This window comes from Paraburkholderia sp. WC7.3g (assembly GCF_050436345.1).
Lineage (GTDB): Bacteria > Pseudomonadota > Gammaproteobacteria > Burkholderiales > Burkholderiaceae > Paraburkholderia > Paraburkholderia podalyriae.
Genome location: NZ_JBNDMA010000002.1, coordinates 2,348,788 through 2,362,782, shown reverse-complemented (window position 1 = coordinate 2,362,782; position 13,995 = coordinate 2,348,788). Strand labels below are relative to the sequence as shown.

At 65.5% G+C, this 13,995-nt stretch carries 12 protein-coding genes and 1 other RNA gene; 1 reads left to right on the top strand and 12 read right to left on the bottom strand.

Features of this window, described 5'->3' with window-relative positions:
* Window position 1 precedes the first annotated feature (1 nt).
* The 4 genes from rpoS to surE are packed head-to-tail and all read right to left on the bottom strand — an operon-like array spanning window position 2 to window position 4,009.
* The gene (gene rpoS, locus OKW43_RS22300; protein ID WP_187635183.1) at window positions 2-1,090 is read right to left on the bottom strand and encodes an RNA polymerase sigma factor RpoS; all 1,089 of its coding nucleotides are present in this window, start codon (window positions 1,088-1,090) and stop codon (window positions 2-4) included.
* 11 nt (window positions 1,091-1,101) lie between these two features.
* Window positions 1,102-2,037, bottom strand: a complete 936-nt coding sequence (locus tag OKW43_RS22295; RefSeq protein WP_187635182.1) for a peptidoglycan DD-metalloendopeptidase family protein — start codon at window positions 2,035-2,037, stop codon at window positions 1,102-1,104.
* Window positions 2,038-2,042: 5 nt separating this feature from the next.
* Complete coding sequence (locus tag OKW43_RS22290) at window positions 2,043-3,254, bottom strand: protein-L-isoaspartate(D-aspartate) O-methyltransferase (RefSeq protein WP_429449874.1); 1,212 nt, start codon at window positions 3,252-3,254, stop codon at window positions 2,043-2,045.
* Window positions 3,251-4,009, bottom strand: a complete 759-nt coding sequence (gene surE / locus OKW43_RS22285) for a 5'/3'-nucleotidase SurE (protein WP_187635180.1) — start codon at window positions 4,007-4,009, stop codon at window positions 3,251-3,253. Before surE ends, OKW43_RS22290 begins: the two co-directional genes overlap by 4 nt.
* Before the next feature lie 245 nt (window positions 4,010-4,254).
* On the opposite strand from surE, the gene OKW43_RS22280 reads away from it, so the two are divergent.
* A complete protein-coding gene (locus OKW43_RS22280) occupies window positions 4,255-5,229 on the top strand; it encodes an NADPH:quinone oxidoreductase family protein (protein ID WP_429449871.1) in 975 nt (324 codons plus the stop codon).
* 11 nt (window positions 5,230-5,240) lie between these two features.
* On the opposite strand, the gene OKW43_RS22275 is transcribed toward OKW43_RS22280, so the two are convergent.
* The 8 genes from OKW43_RS22275 to ffs form a co-directional block, all read right to left on the bottom strand.
* The gene (locus tag OKW43_RS22275) at window positions 5,241-6,065 is read right to left on the bottom strand and encodes an ABC transporter permease (RefSeq protein WP_187635178.1); all 825 of its coding nucleotides are present in this window, start codon (window positions 6,063-6,065) and stop codon (window positions 5,241-5,243) included.
* A gap of 72 nt (window positions 6,066-6,137) precedes the next feature.
* Window positions 6,138-6,950 carry an ABC transporter ATP-binding protein gene (locus tag OKW43_RS22270; RefSeq protein WP_187635177.1) on the bottom strand — a complete coding sequence of 271 codons (813 nt, stop codon included), beginning with the start codon at window positions 6,948-6,950 and terminating at the stop codon, window positions 6,138-6,140.
* A gap of 121 nt (window positions 6,951-7,071) precedes the next feature.
* Window positions 7,072-8,109, bottom strand: coding sequence for an ABC transporter substrate-binding protein (locus tag OKW43_RS22265; RefSeq protein WP_187635176.1), 1,038 nt, complete (start codon window positions 8,107-8,109; stop codon window positions 7,072-7,074).
* Between the two features lie 89 nt (window positions 8,110-8,198).
* Complete coding sequence (locus OKW43_RS22260; protein ID WP_429449868.1) at window positions 8,199-9,440, bottom strand: CaiB/BaiF CoA transferase family protein; 1,242 nt, start codon at window positions 9,438-9,440, stop codon at window positions 8,199-8,201.
* A gap of 74 nt (window positions 9,441-9,514) precedes the next feature.
* Window positions 9,515-10,111, bottom strand: coding sequence for a recombination mediator RecR (recR, locus tag OKW43_RS22255; RefSeq protein WP_429449866.1), 597 nt, complete (start codon window positions 10,109-10,111; stop codon window positions 9,515-9,517).
* A 228-nt stretch (window positions 10,112-10,339) separates the two neighbouring features.
* On the bottom strand, window positions 10,340-10,666 hold the full coding sequence (locus OKW43_RS22250; protein ID WP_027197578.1) for a YbaB/EbfC family nucleoid-associated protein: 327 nt from the start codon (window positions 10,664-10,666) through the stop codon (window positions 10,340-10,342).
* A 73-nt stretch (window positions 10,667-10,739) separates the two neighbouring features.
* Entirely contained in the window at window positions 10,740-13,301 is a 2,562-nt protein-coding gene (locus OKW43_RS22245; protein ID WP_429449864.1) for a DNA polymerase III subunit gamma/tau, read from the bottom strand.
* A 179-nt stretch (window positions 13,302-13,480) separates the two neighbouring features.
* Window positions 13,481-13,579: signal recognition particle sRNA small type (gene ffs / locus OKW43_RS22240), an RNA gene on the bottom strand.
* Between the last annotated feature and the right edge of the window lie 416 nt (window positions 13,580-13,995).

Here is a 13,995-nt window from a genome sequence, read left to right as displayed (position 1 = left end):
GTCAGAGAACGGCGTCTTTGCGGACACCGTTTGAGGCGAAGAAGCGCTTGAGTCGCACCAGCGCTTCCTGTTGGATCTGGCGCACACGCTCGCGCGTGAGGCCCATTTCGTCGGCCAGTTCCTCGAGCGTGGCGGGCTCGATGTGGTTCAGACCGAAGCGCCGCTCGATCACATGGCGGTGCTTGTCCGACAAACGCGCGAGCCAGGCGCGCGTCAGCGTTTCAAGCTCGCGATGCTGCACCTCGGCGTCTGGCGACTGGCTCTGGTCGTCCGACAGCAGATCGAGCAGACTGCTGGCCGGATCGAGGTCGAGCGGCGCGTCGAGCGACGCGGTGTGCTCGTTCAGCGCGAGGATGTCGGTGACTTCGTCGGTGGTCTTGCCGGTCAGGTAGGCGATGTCGTCGATGCTCGCGTCCCGGCGCTCGGCCGCCTCGCCGGAATTCATCGAGTTCTTTTCCAGATGACGCTTCGCGCGCAACACCTGGTTGAGCTCACGAATCACATGCACGGGTAATCGCACGGTGCGCGCCTGGTTCATGATCGCGCGCTCGATGCTCTGGCGGATCCACCACGTCGCGTAAGTCGAAAAACGGAAGCCGCGCGTCGGATCGAATTTTTCGATTGCGTGCATCAGGCCGAGATTGCCCTCTTCGATCAGATCGAGCAGCGGCACGCCGCGATTCAGATAACCCTTGGCAATGCTGACGACCAGCCGCAGATTACGCTCGATCATCACCTGCCGCGCTTCGAACTCGCCGGCCTTGGCAAGGCGCGAATATTTCTGCTCTTCCTCGACGGTGAGCAGCGGCTTCACGCTGATGCGATTCAGATAATGCTGGATCGTGTCGGCCGTGAGTTCGGCCTGCAGCAGTGCGCGGAAATCGTCGGCGTCGGGCGGCGCCTCGCCGGTGGTTTCGCGCGCGTCAGCGCTCTCGCTGTCGTCGAGACCGCTCTGGCGTTCGTCGAGATCGCGCTCCTCGACGGTCTCTTCTTCCACTTCCGAAGCGCCGCTTTCGTCCACTGCAGCGGACGTGGCTTCGCTGATCGTCTCAGACTCGGCTTGCGGCGGGCGGCGCTTCGATTTCGGCATGATCGTATCGCTTATTGCGGCGGCAAATACTTCAGTGGGTCGACTGGTTTACCCTGTCGGCGAACTTCGAAATGCAACATCACGCGGTCGGAATCGCTATTGCCCATCTCAGCGATCTTCTGCCCCTTCGTTACCGCGTCCCCCTCTTTTACCATCAAAGCGCGGTTGTGTGCATACGCGGTGAGATAAGTTGCATCATGCTTGATGATAATGAGATTGCCGTAGCCACGCAGCCCATTTCCGGCATAGACGACGCGACCATCCGCTGAAGCTTTGACCGGCTCGCCCACCGAGCCGCCGATATTGACGCCCTTGTTGGTCGAGTCGTTAAACGTGTTGAGCAGCGGACCACGCGCCGGCCATGCAAATGCTACGTTGCCCGTGGCGGCGCTGCCGGTGTCGGCGCTCGCCGCAGAGGGATTGGCTGGAGGCGCAGCGAGCGTACCGTTCGTCGCGCCGCCGTACAGCGGCGGCATCGCAGCGCCGACCGCGGCCGGCGCGTTGTTGTTCAGCGGTGCGCTTTGCACCGCGCCGGTGCTGCCGATCGGCGCGGTCGACACGCCCGGCGTCATGGCCGCGGTATTCGCGCCCGGCGGCACGACGCGCAGCAACTGGTCGACTTCGATCTGATTCGGGTTGGTCAGGTTGTTCCACGTCGAGATGTCGCGGTAATTCTGGCCGTTTTCGAGCGCAATGCGGTACAGCGTATCGCCCGGCTTCACGCGATAGTAGCCGGGCGGCGGCGGCCCGAGCGGCACGGCCGGTTGCGCCCCGCCCTGCGCCGTGGCGAGCGTGCCGGCGCCGGAGCGGTCGACGACGGGCGCCTGGTCGAGCCGGGATGCGCAGGCCGTCATCAACAGGGACAAGGCGAGCACGCACACGCTGCGCTGGGTTACGGTCATGGGGGTATTCGGGGTGGTTCTCTGCATCGCGCGCAACATACTCATCGGTGTCAAATCACTCCGGATTTTAAGGGTACAAAGAAAACGCGATCAAGCCGCGACTCGCGCCATTGCGCGGGCCCGAGGCGCTCGACCAGCGTCAGCACCTGGCTCTGTCCTTCCTGTGAGCCGACCGGCGCAACCAGACGTCCGCCGATCGCAAGCTGCTCGAGCAACGCCTGCGGCACGTCGAGTCCGGCAGCCGCGATCACGATTGCGTCGAACGGCGCCGCCGACGGCAAACCGAGCCGCCCGTCGCCGTAATGCAGCCGGATATTCGGAATGCGCAGCGGACGCAGATTCGTCTTAGCGCGCTCGGACAGCGGCTTGATACGTTCGATCGAATAAACCTCACGCGCGACCTGGCTCAGCACCGCCGCCTGATAGCCGCAACCGGTGCCGATCTCGAGCACGGTGTTCAGCGCGCGCCCGGCGGCCGCGAGCTCGATCATTCGCGCGACCACCGACGGCTTCGAGATGGTCTGGTGATGACCGATCGGCAGCGCGGCATCTTCGTACGCCTGGACCGCGAGACCCGGATCGACGAACATGTGGCGCGGCACCGCCGCCATCGCGTTCAGCACACGCTGATCGCTCACCCCATTGGCTCGAAGGCGTTCGACCATGCGTTCGCGAACCCGTTCCGAAGTCAGCGCCGGCGCGTTGTTCATCGCGCCGCTGCTTGCGCCAGCGAATGCGCCACTCATCGCGCCGGCCAGTGCGACGTTCGGCGCGCCTTTCGCGGTTTGCTGCGCTTGCGACTGAAGTGGTGATGGCGTCCCGCGCGCGCTATGGCCTCGCGCATGCGTCGAGGTTTTGCCCGGCTTGACCGACGACTTCGGCGCTTGCTTGACAGGCTGCCCCGCCAATGCACCAGCCAACGTGTTCGCCATTGTCTTCGCGACTGGCGCGGCCTGCGGCTTCGGCGGCATCGCACTGGGCGCGGCCGTTGCCGAGCTCAACGATGCGCTTTGCGTCTTCACCTGGGGAATCACCTGGGTTCGCATCGCCGGCGCAGGTTGCGCGGCAGTGGAGGTCCTCGCTTGCGCTCGTGCGCCCGCGCCGCCCTGCGTCGGTTTCGCCGACTGCTGCCGCGCATTCAACGCCGCGCTCGCCGCGAGCGCCGCCGCGCGCATCTCACCCGGACGTCCCTCGGGCCGGCGCGGTTCGCGGACCAGGTCCTCGAGACCCAGCGGAAAGCGCTTCGCGCGCTCGCCGGTCATGAAGTGCCGCTGCCGGCGCGCAGCCAGTCGCGCGCCGCGGGCAGCATTTGCGTATAGGTCAGATCGAGCTGCAGCGGCGTGATCGACACGGCGCCGTTGGCCACCGCGTGGAAGTCCGTGCCTTCGCTCGCGTCGCGCGCCTGGCCCGAGGGGCCGATCCAGTAGATCGGCTCGCCGCGTGGATTGGTTTGGCGGATCACCGGCTGTGACGGATGACGTTTGCCGAGACGCGTGATCTGCCAGCCGCTCAGCTCGTCGTACGGCAGGTTGGGAATATTGACGTTCAACAGCGGATGCCCGGGCAACGGTCGTTCGAGATAATGCGCGACGATTTCGGCGGCGACACGCGCCGCGTCTTCGAGATGGGCCCAGTCTTTGTCGACGAGCGAAAACGCGATGGCCGGCACGCCGAACATGACGCCTTCGGTGGCGGCCGCGACGGTGCCGGAATACAGTGTGTCGTCGCCCATGTTCTGGCCGTTGTTGATGCCCGATACGACGAGATCCGGCTTATGGTCGAGCATGCCGGTCAGCGCGATGTGCACCGAGTCGGTCGGCGTGCCGTTCACGTAGTAGAAACCGTTCGCCGAACGCAGGACCGACAGCGGCCGCCACAGCGTCAGGGAATTCGACGCGGCGCTACAGTTCTGTTCGGGTGCCATCACGGTGACGTCGGCGATCGGCTTCAGCGCTTCGTAAAGCGCGGCGAGGCCCGGCGCCAGATAACCGTCGTCGTTGCTGAGTAGGATTCGCATGCGCCGATTGTAACCGAGGAAAGATGGCACGCGAACGACATGGCCGGTGTGTCCGGGTGGCAGGCACGAGCGTCGTGCGAGCCGATGTTTTTCAGGCGCGCGAATGCTGGCGTCGAACGCAAGGGATGCTGCTTCGTATTGAACCCGACGCTGTGCAGGCGGGCTGAATCGGCAGTAAATCGCACGGTCGTGCGCTTTGCTTTACACTCGAAAACGTTGCGAACCCTGAACGATATGGAGACACGATGCGCGCAATTCGCTGCAAGCAGTACGGGCCGCCCGAGAGCCTGGTCGTCGACGACCTGCCGGATCTCGAACCGCCGCCTGGCCACGTCGTGATCGACGTGAAGGCCGCGGCCGTCAATTTTCCCGACGTGCTGATCATCGAGAACAAGTACCAGTTCAAGCCGCCGCTGCCGTTCACGCCGGGCTCGGAAGCCGCGGGCATCGTGCGCGCGGTGGGCGAAGGCGTCACGCAGTTCAGGCCGGGCTCGCGCGTCGCCGCGTTCACGGGCTCGGGCGGTTTCGCCGAGCAGGCGCTCGCGCCCGCCGCGGCCTGCGTGCCGCTCGACGACGACGTGGGGTTCGAACTCGCGGCCGCGTTCACGCTCGCGTACGGCACCTCGCATCACGCGGTGGTCGATCGCGGCGCGCTACAGCCTGGCGAGACGATGCTCGTGCTCGGTGCGGCCGGCGGCGTCGGGCTCGCAGCGGTCGAAATCGGCAAGGCGCTCGGCGCGCGCGTGATCGCGGCGGCATCTAGCGATGAAAAGCTCGCGACCTGCGTGAAGCACGGCGCGGACGCGACGATCAACTACCGCACCGAGGATTTGCGCGAGCGCATCAAGGCGCTCACCGACGGCAAAGGCCCGGACGTGATCTACGATCCGGTCGGCGGCATCTATGCGGAACCGGCGTTTCGCAGCATCGGCTGGAGGGGGCGTTATCTGGTGGTCGGCTTTGCGAACGGCGAGATCCCAAAGCTGCCGCTGAACCTGATGTTGCTCAAGGGCGCGAGCGTGGTCGGCGTGTTCTGGGGCGACTTCGCGAAGCGTGAGCCGCAGCGCAATCACGCCGCCTTCGAGCAGATGACCGGCTGGATTCGCGAAGGCAAGCTCAAGCCCTACGTGTCCGCCCGCTATTCGCTCGACGACACCGGCCGCGCGTTGCGCGACATGGCCGAGCGTCGCGTGATCGGCAAGGTGGTGATCACGCCTTGATGCAGCATCGCTCACAGCTTCTCGGTATCTCCCGCGCGCGGCTGCCACTTCATCAAGCGCCGCTCCGCCGTCCCGACGATCGCATCGAGAACCAGAGCGAATGCGGTCAACACCAGAATCCCCGCGAACACGGTGTTGATATCGAAGGTGCCTTCGGCTTGCAGGATCAGATAGCCGACACCGCGCGCCGAGCCGAGATACTCGCCCACCACCGAGCCGACGAACGCGAGCCCCACCGACGTATGCAGGCTCGAAAACACCCAGCTCATCGCGCTCGGCAGATAAACGAAGCGCAACAGCTGTTTGCGGTTCGCGCCGAGCATGCGCGCATTCGCGAGCACGAGGGGGCTCACTTCCTTCACGCCCTGATAGACGTTGAAGAACACGATGAAAAATACCAGCGTGACGCCGAGCGCGACCTTCGACCAGATGCCGAGGCCGAACCACACGCCGAAGATCGGCGCGAGAATCACGCGCGGCATCGAATTCGCGGCCTTCACGTACGGATCGAATAGCGCGCTCGCGGTCGGCGCTAGCGCGAGCCACAGGCCGACGCCGAGCCCGATCGCGGTGCCGAGCACGAACGCGAGCACGGTCTCGACCAGCGTGATCCACAGATGCAGATAGATCTCGCCTCCCGTGAACCATTCCCAGATCCGCTGCAGTACTTTCTGCGGCTCGCCGAAGAAAAACGCCGCCTTGTTCGGATCGTCGAAATAGAACGGCGGCAAAAGCGTCGGGCTCGTCAGCACGTACCACAGCACGAAGGACAGTACGAGCAGCAGCCACTGCCAGATCGCCAGATTCGCCCGGCTTGGGCGCAACGTCTTCCACATGACTTGGTTCGCCTTGGACGATTATTGAACACGCCTTCTCTTTCAATGCGCATGCAGGGATGCGCGGCACACTTAAACCGCGGTCAGTTGCTGCTGATATCCCTTGAGCACTTCATCGCGCAGCACACCCCAGATCTGCGCGTGCAATTCGACGAAGCGCGGATGCGAGCGGATTTCGGCGACATCGCGCGGCCGCGGCAGATCGATCCGGAACTCGCCGATTGGATGCGTGGCGGGACCGGCCGACAGCACCACCACGCGATCCGACATCGCGATCGCTTCGTCGAGATCGTGCGTGATGAACAGCACCGCCTTGCGCTTCGCGGCCCATAGATCGAGCAGTTCGTTTTCCATCAGCTGCCGCGTTTGAATATCCAGCGCGGAAAACGGCTCGTCCATCAGAATGATGTCGGGATCGAGTATCAGCGTTTGCGCCAGCGCGACACGCTTGCGCATGCCGCCAGACAGTTGATGCGGATAGCGGTCGCCGAAGCCGCCGAGACCGACGCGCTTTAACCATTCTTCGGCCTTCGCGCGCGCTTGCGAGGCCGGCACGCCGTGAAACGACAGGCCGGCCATCACGTTGTCGAGCGCCGAGCGCCACGGCATCAGCGCATCGGCCTGGAACATATAGCCCGCGCGGCGATTCAGCCCGCCGAGCTTTTCGCCGAACACGCTGACCGCGCCCGCCGACGGCTGCAGCAACCCCGCGCCGATGTTCAGTAGCGTGGACTTACCGCAGCCGGTCGGCCCGACTACCGACACGAACTCGCCCGGCTCGATACGCAGCGTCGTGTCCTTGACCGCCGTGTAGCGCTGCTCGCGACTATCGCGAGCGGCGAACGTGCAGGTGATGTTTTCGAGCGCCAGGGCAGCAACGGTCATCTTACGGCTCGCTTCGGGGAATCGGGTTTGCGGGGTCGCGGCGACGCTTGGCGGTGGCGTGAACGCGGCGAATCGCGCTGTCCACGTGCTGTTCGATATGCCTACGCGCGCGCCGCTTCGTTTACGCCTTGACGGTCGTCAGCGCCTTCTTCACGAAGTCGTTGGTCCACGTCTTCGACAGATCGATCTGCGCGTTCTGGATCATCGGATCGAACGCCTTCAGCGTCTTCAGCGACGTCGCGGGACCGTCGGCGGGCATCAGGCCGTCGGGCGACATCGCTTCGCGCACGTGCTGCCACGCATCGAGATAGAGCGCGCGGTCCCCGAGCAGATAGCTCTCCGGCACCGTGTTGATCAGTTCGCTGCCGCTCGCGTTCTGCAGCCACTTGAGCGCGCGCACCATCGCATTGGTCAGCGCCTGCGTGGTGTTCGGGTTCTTCGTGATGAACGACTGCGACGCGTACAGGCAGCCCGCCGGCATGTCGCCGCCGAACACGGTGTGCGTATCGGCGAGCGTGCGGGTATCCGACACGACGCGCACGTCGCCTGCGCGCTCGAGGCGCGTGACGACCGGATCGAGATTGGCGATCGCGTCGACCTGCCCGGACTGCAGCGCGGCGATCGCGCCGGCACCCGCGCCCACGCCGATGAACGCGACGTCCTTCGGGCTGAGCCCCGCTTTCGCGAGCACGAAGCTCGCCATGATCGACGTCGACGAACCCGGCGCAGTCACGCCGATCTTCCTGCCCTTCAGATCAGCGATCGACTTGTAGTTCGGCATCGTCTTCTTCGACACCGCGAGCACGATCTGCGGCGCGCGGCCCTGCAACACGAATTCGCGGAACATCTGCTTTTGCGCCTGCAACAGCAGCGTGTGTTCGAACGCGCCGGAGACCACGTCCGCGCTACCGCCGACTGCCGCCTTCAACGCTTGCGAGCCACCCGCGAAGTCGGAAATCTCGACTTCGAGCCCCTCGTCCTTGAAGTAGCTGCGGCGCTCGGCGATCGTCAGCGGCAGGTAGTAGAACAGGTTCTTGCCGCCCACCGCGATCGCCACCCTGGTGGTCTCGGGTTTGCCCTGCGCGAAAGCGAACGGCGTGGCCGCGAGCGAGGCGCCCGCGAGCGCCGCCCCGCCGGCAAGGAAAGTTCTGCGTTGCATGGTCCGTTGTCTCCAGATTTTTCGTCGTGCGGCTTTTGACCGCCCGTGTGCGCTTTACGCGCTTTTCTCTATGCGTTGCGCTGTGCGCATCAAACGATCTGTTGCACCCGCAACCTCGCGATGCCGTCAGCATCATAACCTAGCGATTGCAGGACTTCATCGGTATGTTCACCCAGTTCCGGCCCCAGCCAGCGGGTCTCGCCGGGCGTCGCCGACAGCTTCGGCGTGACCGCCGGCAGCGTGATTTCATTGCCGTCCTGCCACTTGAACCGCTGGATCATCTGCCGCGCGATGAACTGCGGATCGGTGAACATGTCGGCGACGCTGTAGATGCGGCCCACCGGTACATCGGCCGCGTTCACTACCGCGAGCGCTTCGTCGATCGTGCGCGAGGACAGCCACGCGGCGATCGCGGCGTCGATTTCCTGAGTGCGCGGCACGCGGCCATCGTTATGCGCGAGCGCCGGATCGTTCGCCAGATCGTCGCGTTCGATCGCGATCATCAGGCGCCTGAAGATCGGATCGCTGTTGCCGCCGATCACGATGCTGCCGTCGCGGCACGGATACGTGTTCGACGGCACGATGCCCGGCAGCGACGCGCCGGTACGTTCGCGCACCATGCCGTAGACGCCGTATTCGGGCACCACGCTTTCCATCATGTTGAAGACGGCCTCGTACAGCGCGACGTCGACGACCTGCCCCTTGCCGCCGTTCACCTGCTTGTGGTGCAACGCCATCAGCGCGCCGATCACACCGTGCAGCGCGGCGATCGAATCGCCGATCGAAATGCCGATACGCGGCGGCGGCAGCTCCGGGTAGCCGGTGATGTGGCGCAGACCGCCCATCGACTCGGCGATCGCGCCGAAGCCGGGCCGGTCGCGATACGGACCCGTCTGGCCGTAGCCCGACAGACGCACCATCACGAGGCCAGGGTTCTCGGCGGACAGCACGTCGTAGCCGAGCCCGAGCTTTTCGAGCAGCCCGGGCCGGAAATTCTCGACGACGATATCGGCCTCTTTCGCGAGGCGCCGCACGATCTCCTTGCCCTCTTCGGCTTTCAGATTGATCGTGACGGACTTCTTGTTGCGCGCCTGCACGGCCCACCACAGCGACGTACCGCCGACTTCCGGATACAGCTTGCGCCATTTGCGCAGCGGGTCGCCGCCTTTGGGGTCTTCTATCTTGATGACATCGGCACCGAATTCGCCGAGAAAACGCGCGGCGAACGGCCCGGCGATGAGCGTGCCGAGCTCCAGCACCTTGACACCGGCGAGCGGGCCGCGCGCGTCATGCGGTGCGGCGCTCGCGTCTGATTCGGGGGTGGCGCTCATGAGTCTCCTTTGTCGGCCAGAGATGGCGACGCGTGCCTGGACGGGTACTGCGGCCGCCAACGGTAGCCGCGTGGCTACATCGAACGACGGTCGAGCATCGCGCGAGCGATCGTGCCTGGGTCGACATATTCGAGTTCGCCGCCCACCGGCACCCCGCGCGCGAGGCGCGTGACGGCGAGCCCACGCGCCTTCAGCGTCTGCCCGAGGTAATGCGCGGTGGCTTCGCCTTCGTTGGTGAAATTGGTAGCCAGCACGACTTCCTTGACGACGCCATCCGACGCGCGCTTGACGAGCCGGTCGAAATGGATTTCCTTCGGGCCGATGCCGTCCAGCGGACTCAACCGCCCCATCAGCACGAAATAGAGGCCGCGATAGGTCATCGTCTGTTCGAGCATGATCTGGTCGGCCGGCGTCTCGACGACGCATAGCAGCGACGGATCGCGCTCTTCATCGAGGCAGACCTCGCAGATCTGCGCTTCGGTAAACGTATTGCACTTTTCGCAGTGACGCAGATGCTCGGTCGCGAACAGCAGCGAGCGGCCGAGCTTTTCGGCGCCTTCGCGATCGTGCTGCATCAGGTGATACGCCATGCGTTGCGCGGACTTCGGCCCGACACCGGGCAGCGCGCGCAGCGCTTCGACGAGCGCCGACAAGGCGGAAGGTTGTTTCATGCGGATCGGCGTCGACGTGAGTGGTGCTCGGGTGGGCGAATTGGGATGAGGGGGTGGTGCTCGAATCGGCCCGCGCTTGCGCGCCGTGACGGCGGCGCTTTCACGCGCGGCTGTACTGTCGGTGATTGCAGCCTGCGCGCGGCGCGCGGCCAGCGAGCGCTTGCGCTCGCACCGCGGCGATCACCGCCGCGGCGCTCGCCCGCTTCAGCCCGCTTCAACAGCGGCGGCTTAGAACGGCAGCTTGAAGCCCGGCGGCAGCGGCAGGCCGGCGGTCATGCCGCCCATCTTTTCCTGCGCGGTCGCCTCGGCCTTGCGCACGGCGTCATTGAACGCGGCGGCGACGAGATCTTCCAGCATGTCCTTGTCGTCGGCGAGCAGGCTCGGGTCGATCGACACGCGACGCACGTCGTTCTTGCAGGTCATCGTCACCTTGACGAGACCGGCACCCGACTGCCCCTCTACCTCGATCAGCGCGAGTTGCTCCTGCATCTTCTTCATGTTTTCCTGCATCTGCTGGGCTTGCTTCATCAGCCCGGCGAGTTGGCCTTTCATCATGGACGTGCTCCTTCTAGATAGTGTGGAATCTGGTTTTCCGGCGCCGCGCTGCGGCGCCGCCGCGAACGATGGATCAGTGGGCCGGCGACGCGCCGTTCGGCGCGGCGTCCGGGATAATCGGGCGGATCGAGCCCGGCACGATGCTCGCGCCGAACTCGCGAATCAGCGACTGCACGAACGGATCGGCGCTAATCTCGCGCTCCGCTTCCTGCTGGCGCTGCGCGCGCAGCTTCGCGTCGTGCGCGGCGGCGGTACGGCGCGCCGGGCCGACGTCGACCTGCACGTCGACGTTCCGGCCGAGCCGCTCGACGAGCGCTGACTTCAGTTTAGCGACCTGCGACGCTTCCGCGTATTGCGGCACCGGCACGTTCAGCTTCAGCGTGCTGCCCTCGAGCGCCATCAGTTCGCTGTTGAACGCAAGCTGGTACGAGATGCCCTTCAGCGGCAGATCGACGGCGAGCGCGGGCCAGTCGCCGGTGAAACCAAGCGGATCGAGCGGCACGGCTGGCGGCAGCGGCCGCGTATCGACGATCGGCGCGGGCGCGGCGCCCTGCGCGGCCGGGCCGTCCATACGGACGTCGTCGGGGCCGCGGTCGAACACCGGCACGAAGTCGTCGTCGGGCGGAATGAAGTAGGCATCGTCCGCGGCCGATAGCGGCACGTAGTCGTCGGGCGGCATGTCGTCCCAAGGTGGGCTCGACGGGCTGTTCTGTTGCGCATTGCTGCTGGCGCCGCTGTTTGCATTGGCGGTAGGCGCGGCGGGGTCGTGCGACGCGCGGCGTGGCGCGGTAGGCACCGGTACCGGCACGATCACGCGCGGCCCAACGGGTTTCGGTGCGGCCGGCTTCGGCGCGGCCGGCTTCGGCGTGGCGGGCGCGGCAGGCTTCGCGGCCGCGCCGGTATTTGCGCGGCCACGGTCGGACGATACCTTCATGCCCGCGTTGCGCAACACGTCGAGCGCGGCGCTGGCCCCGGCCGCGCGGCGCGGAGCGGGATCGGCTGCGGCCGGCTCCGCCGCCGCTGAAGCGGGCGTCGCCAATTCCTGCCGCGGCTCCAGCTCTGACGACGAGACGTCCTCCGCGCGCGCGAGTGCGGCAGTTGCAAGCGCGCTCGGTGCGGACGCAGGTTCGGTGTCGGAGACTTCGTTCGAGACCGGCGTGGTCGAACCGCCGATCGTGGCGCCGTCGTTCTCGGGCGCGTCTTCCCACGGCGCCAACGGGCGTGCCGTGGCGGCGGGCGACACGACTTTCGTGCGCGCGGCTTCGGCATCGAGCGATGGCGGCGCTACTTTATCTTGCGCGGCGTGGGCTACGGACTTCGCGATCGGCTTTGCAGCCTGCGCGGTGGTTGTCAGCGCATCGCCATGGTCGTCACCGGCAACGCCAGCCTGCGGTCCACCAGCCGGTGCCGCGGCGGCCATGGGCGTTGCAGACGACGGCGACGGCGCGCGCAGTGCCGCAACCGTCGGTGCACCGGAGCGCTTTGCACCGGCGCTGGCCGCGCCGGTCTGCGTGCCGGCGGCTCCCGCCGCTCCACCACCGCCGCCCGTCGGCGCCGGCTCGAACGCGAGCATGCGCAGCAGCGTCATCGTGAAGCCCGCGTATTCGTCGGGTGCGAGGCCGAGTTCGCTTCGGCCGATCGTCGCGATCTGATAGAACAGCTGCACCTGCTCGGCGCTCAACGCGTCGGCGAAGCGGCGCAGATCGGCGGCCTCCGGCCATTCCTCGAGCACCGACGAAGGCGCGATCTGCGCCCACGCGATCCGGTGCAGCAGGCTCGCCAGATCCTGCAGCGCCGTCGAGAACGACAGGCTGCGCAACGCCATCTCGTCGGCGACAGACAACACCGCCACGCCGTCGCCTTGCGCGAGCGCGTCGAGCAATCGGATCAGATAGCTTTGGTCGAGTGCGCCGAGCATGCCGCGCACCGCGTCTTCGCTGACCTGATTCGCCGAATAGGCGATCGCCTGATCGGTCAGCGACAGCGCGTCGCGCATCGAACCGTCGGCCGCGCGCGCGAGCAGGCGCAGCGCCTGCGCCTCGTGCGGCACGCCCTCTTCGTCGAGAATGCGTTCGAGATGCGACACGATATGGCCGGCCGGCATCTGCTTCAGATTGAACTGCAGACAGCGCGACAACACGGTGACCGGAATCTTCTGCGGGTCGGTCGTCGCGAGGATGAACTTGACGTGCGGCGGCGGCTCTTCGAGCGTCTTCAGCATCGCGTTGAACGCGTGGTTCGTCAGCATATGCACTTCGTCGATCATGTAGACCTTGAAGCGTGCATCGACGGGCGCGTACACCGCGCGCTCGAGCAGCGCGGCCATTTCATCGACTCCGCGATTACTCGCCGCGTCCATCTCGACGTAATCGACAAAGCGCCCTTCGTCGATCTCGCGGCACGCACGGCACACACCGCACGGCGTCGACGTCACACCGGTCTCGCAATTGAGCGCCTTCGCGAAGATGCGCGACAGCGTGGTCTTGCCAACACCGCGCGTACCTGTAAACAAATAGGCGTGGTGCAGACGGCCGCCGTCGAGCGCATGGGTGAGCGCGCGCACCACGTGCTCTTGTCCGACGAGCGAAGCGAAATCCTTCGGCCGCCATTTGCGTGCGAGAACTTGATAGGTCATCCGGAAATTGTATCAGTAACAATGGCGCGCAAAACCATTCGGGAAGACGTGCGAAAGCACGACGCGGCGGGGACGACGCTCGATCCGAACATGGCGCACGATCAATGCGGAAGCTGGGAATGACTGAAGAGAACTGCGGGGAATCCGTGAAAACGGCCGCGAAGAAAACAGCAAAGGAGGGTGACGAGCCTGACCCTCGGCACTGGTGGAAAACGGCTGTGGCTGCTTCGTTCCCGACCTGACCAGGTTGACCATCCCTCCATGCGAGGAGGCCCGTCACGAAAGATTCTATCATTGCCGCGCGCATTGTGCGACTGTTGTGCCGAGCAAAACGAACGACGCGCCGGTTCGAACGGCTCCTCGCCTTTTATGCGCGCATCATGCGCGCCGGCAACGCCCGCCACATAGTGCACTTGAGTTCACCGCGCCCGCTACCATCTAGATTGCAACGCGGTATCCGGCAACCGTCGAAACCCGCTGACGCTGTTGGGGCGGCCCATTAGCCCCACTGCCCTAACGAGTACTATCGCCATCGGCAACGCATAGCGAATTAAGCTACACTGCCAGTTGGAAGACCCGCAAACTTGGATCTTTCCGCGTATTCGTGAAAACCCGGCGCTTTTTTCAGACGGTTTTTCTGATTTTCACTAGCAAGCGCGGCAAGGCTCTGGATGCGGCAAGGCGAACTGAAATT

Excerpts from the sequence above, each read along its gene's own strand:
- OKW43_RS22265 (WP_187635176.1), bottom strand. The coding sequence starts at position 8,109 with ATGCAACGCAGAACTTTCCTTGCCGGCGGGGCGGCGCTCGCGGGCGCC.
- OKW43_RS22280 (WP_429449871.1), top strand. The coding sequence starts at position 4,255 with ATGCGCGCAATTCGCTGCAAGCAGTACGGGCCGCCCGAGAGCCTGGTC.
- surE (WP_187635180.1), bottom strand. The coding sequence starts at position 4,009 with ATGCGAATCCTACTCAGCAACGACGACGGTTATCTGGCGCCGGGCCTC.
- OKW43_RS22250 (WP_027197578.1), bottom strand. The coding sequence starts at position 10,666 with ATGATGAAAGGCCAACTCGCCGGGCTGATGAAGCAAGCCCAGCAGATG.
- OKW43_RS22245 (WP_429449864.1), bottom strand. The coding sequence starts at position 13,301 with ATGACCTATCAAGTTCTCGCACGCAAATGGCGGCCGAAGGATTTCGCT.
- OKW43_RS22260 (WP_429449868.1), bottom strand. The coding sequence starts at position 9,440 with ATGAGCGCCACCCCCGAATCAGACGCGAGCGCCGCACCGCATGACGCG.
- OKW43_RS22270 (WP_187635177.1), bottom strand. The coding sequence starts at position 6,950 with ATGACCGTTGCTGCCCTGGCGCTCGAAAACATCACCTGCACGTTCGCC.
- OKW43_RS22290 (WP_429449874.1), bottom strand. The coding sequence starts at position 3,254 with ATGACCGGCGAGCGCGCGAAGCGCTTTCCGCTGGGTCTCGAGGACCTG.
- recR (WP_429449866.1), bottom strand. The coding sequence starts at position 10,111 with ATGAAACAACCTTCCGCCTTGTCGGCGCTCGTCGAAGCGCTGCGCGCG.
- rpoS (WP_187635183.1), bottom strand. The coding sequence starts at position 1,090 with ATGCCGAAATCGAAGCGCCGCCCGCCGCAAGCCGAGTCTGAGACGATC.
- OKW43_RS22275 (WP_187635178.1), bottom strand. The coding sequence starts at position 6,065 with ATGTGGAAGACGTTGCGCCCAAGCCGGGCGAATCTGGCGATCTGGCAG.
- OKW43_RS22295 (WP_187635182.1), bottom strand. The coding sequence starts at position 2,037 with ATGAGTATGTTGCGCGCGATGCAGAGAACCACCCCGAATACCCCCATG.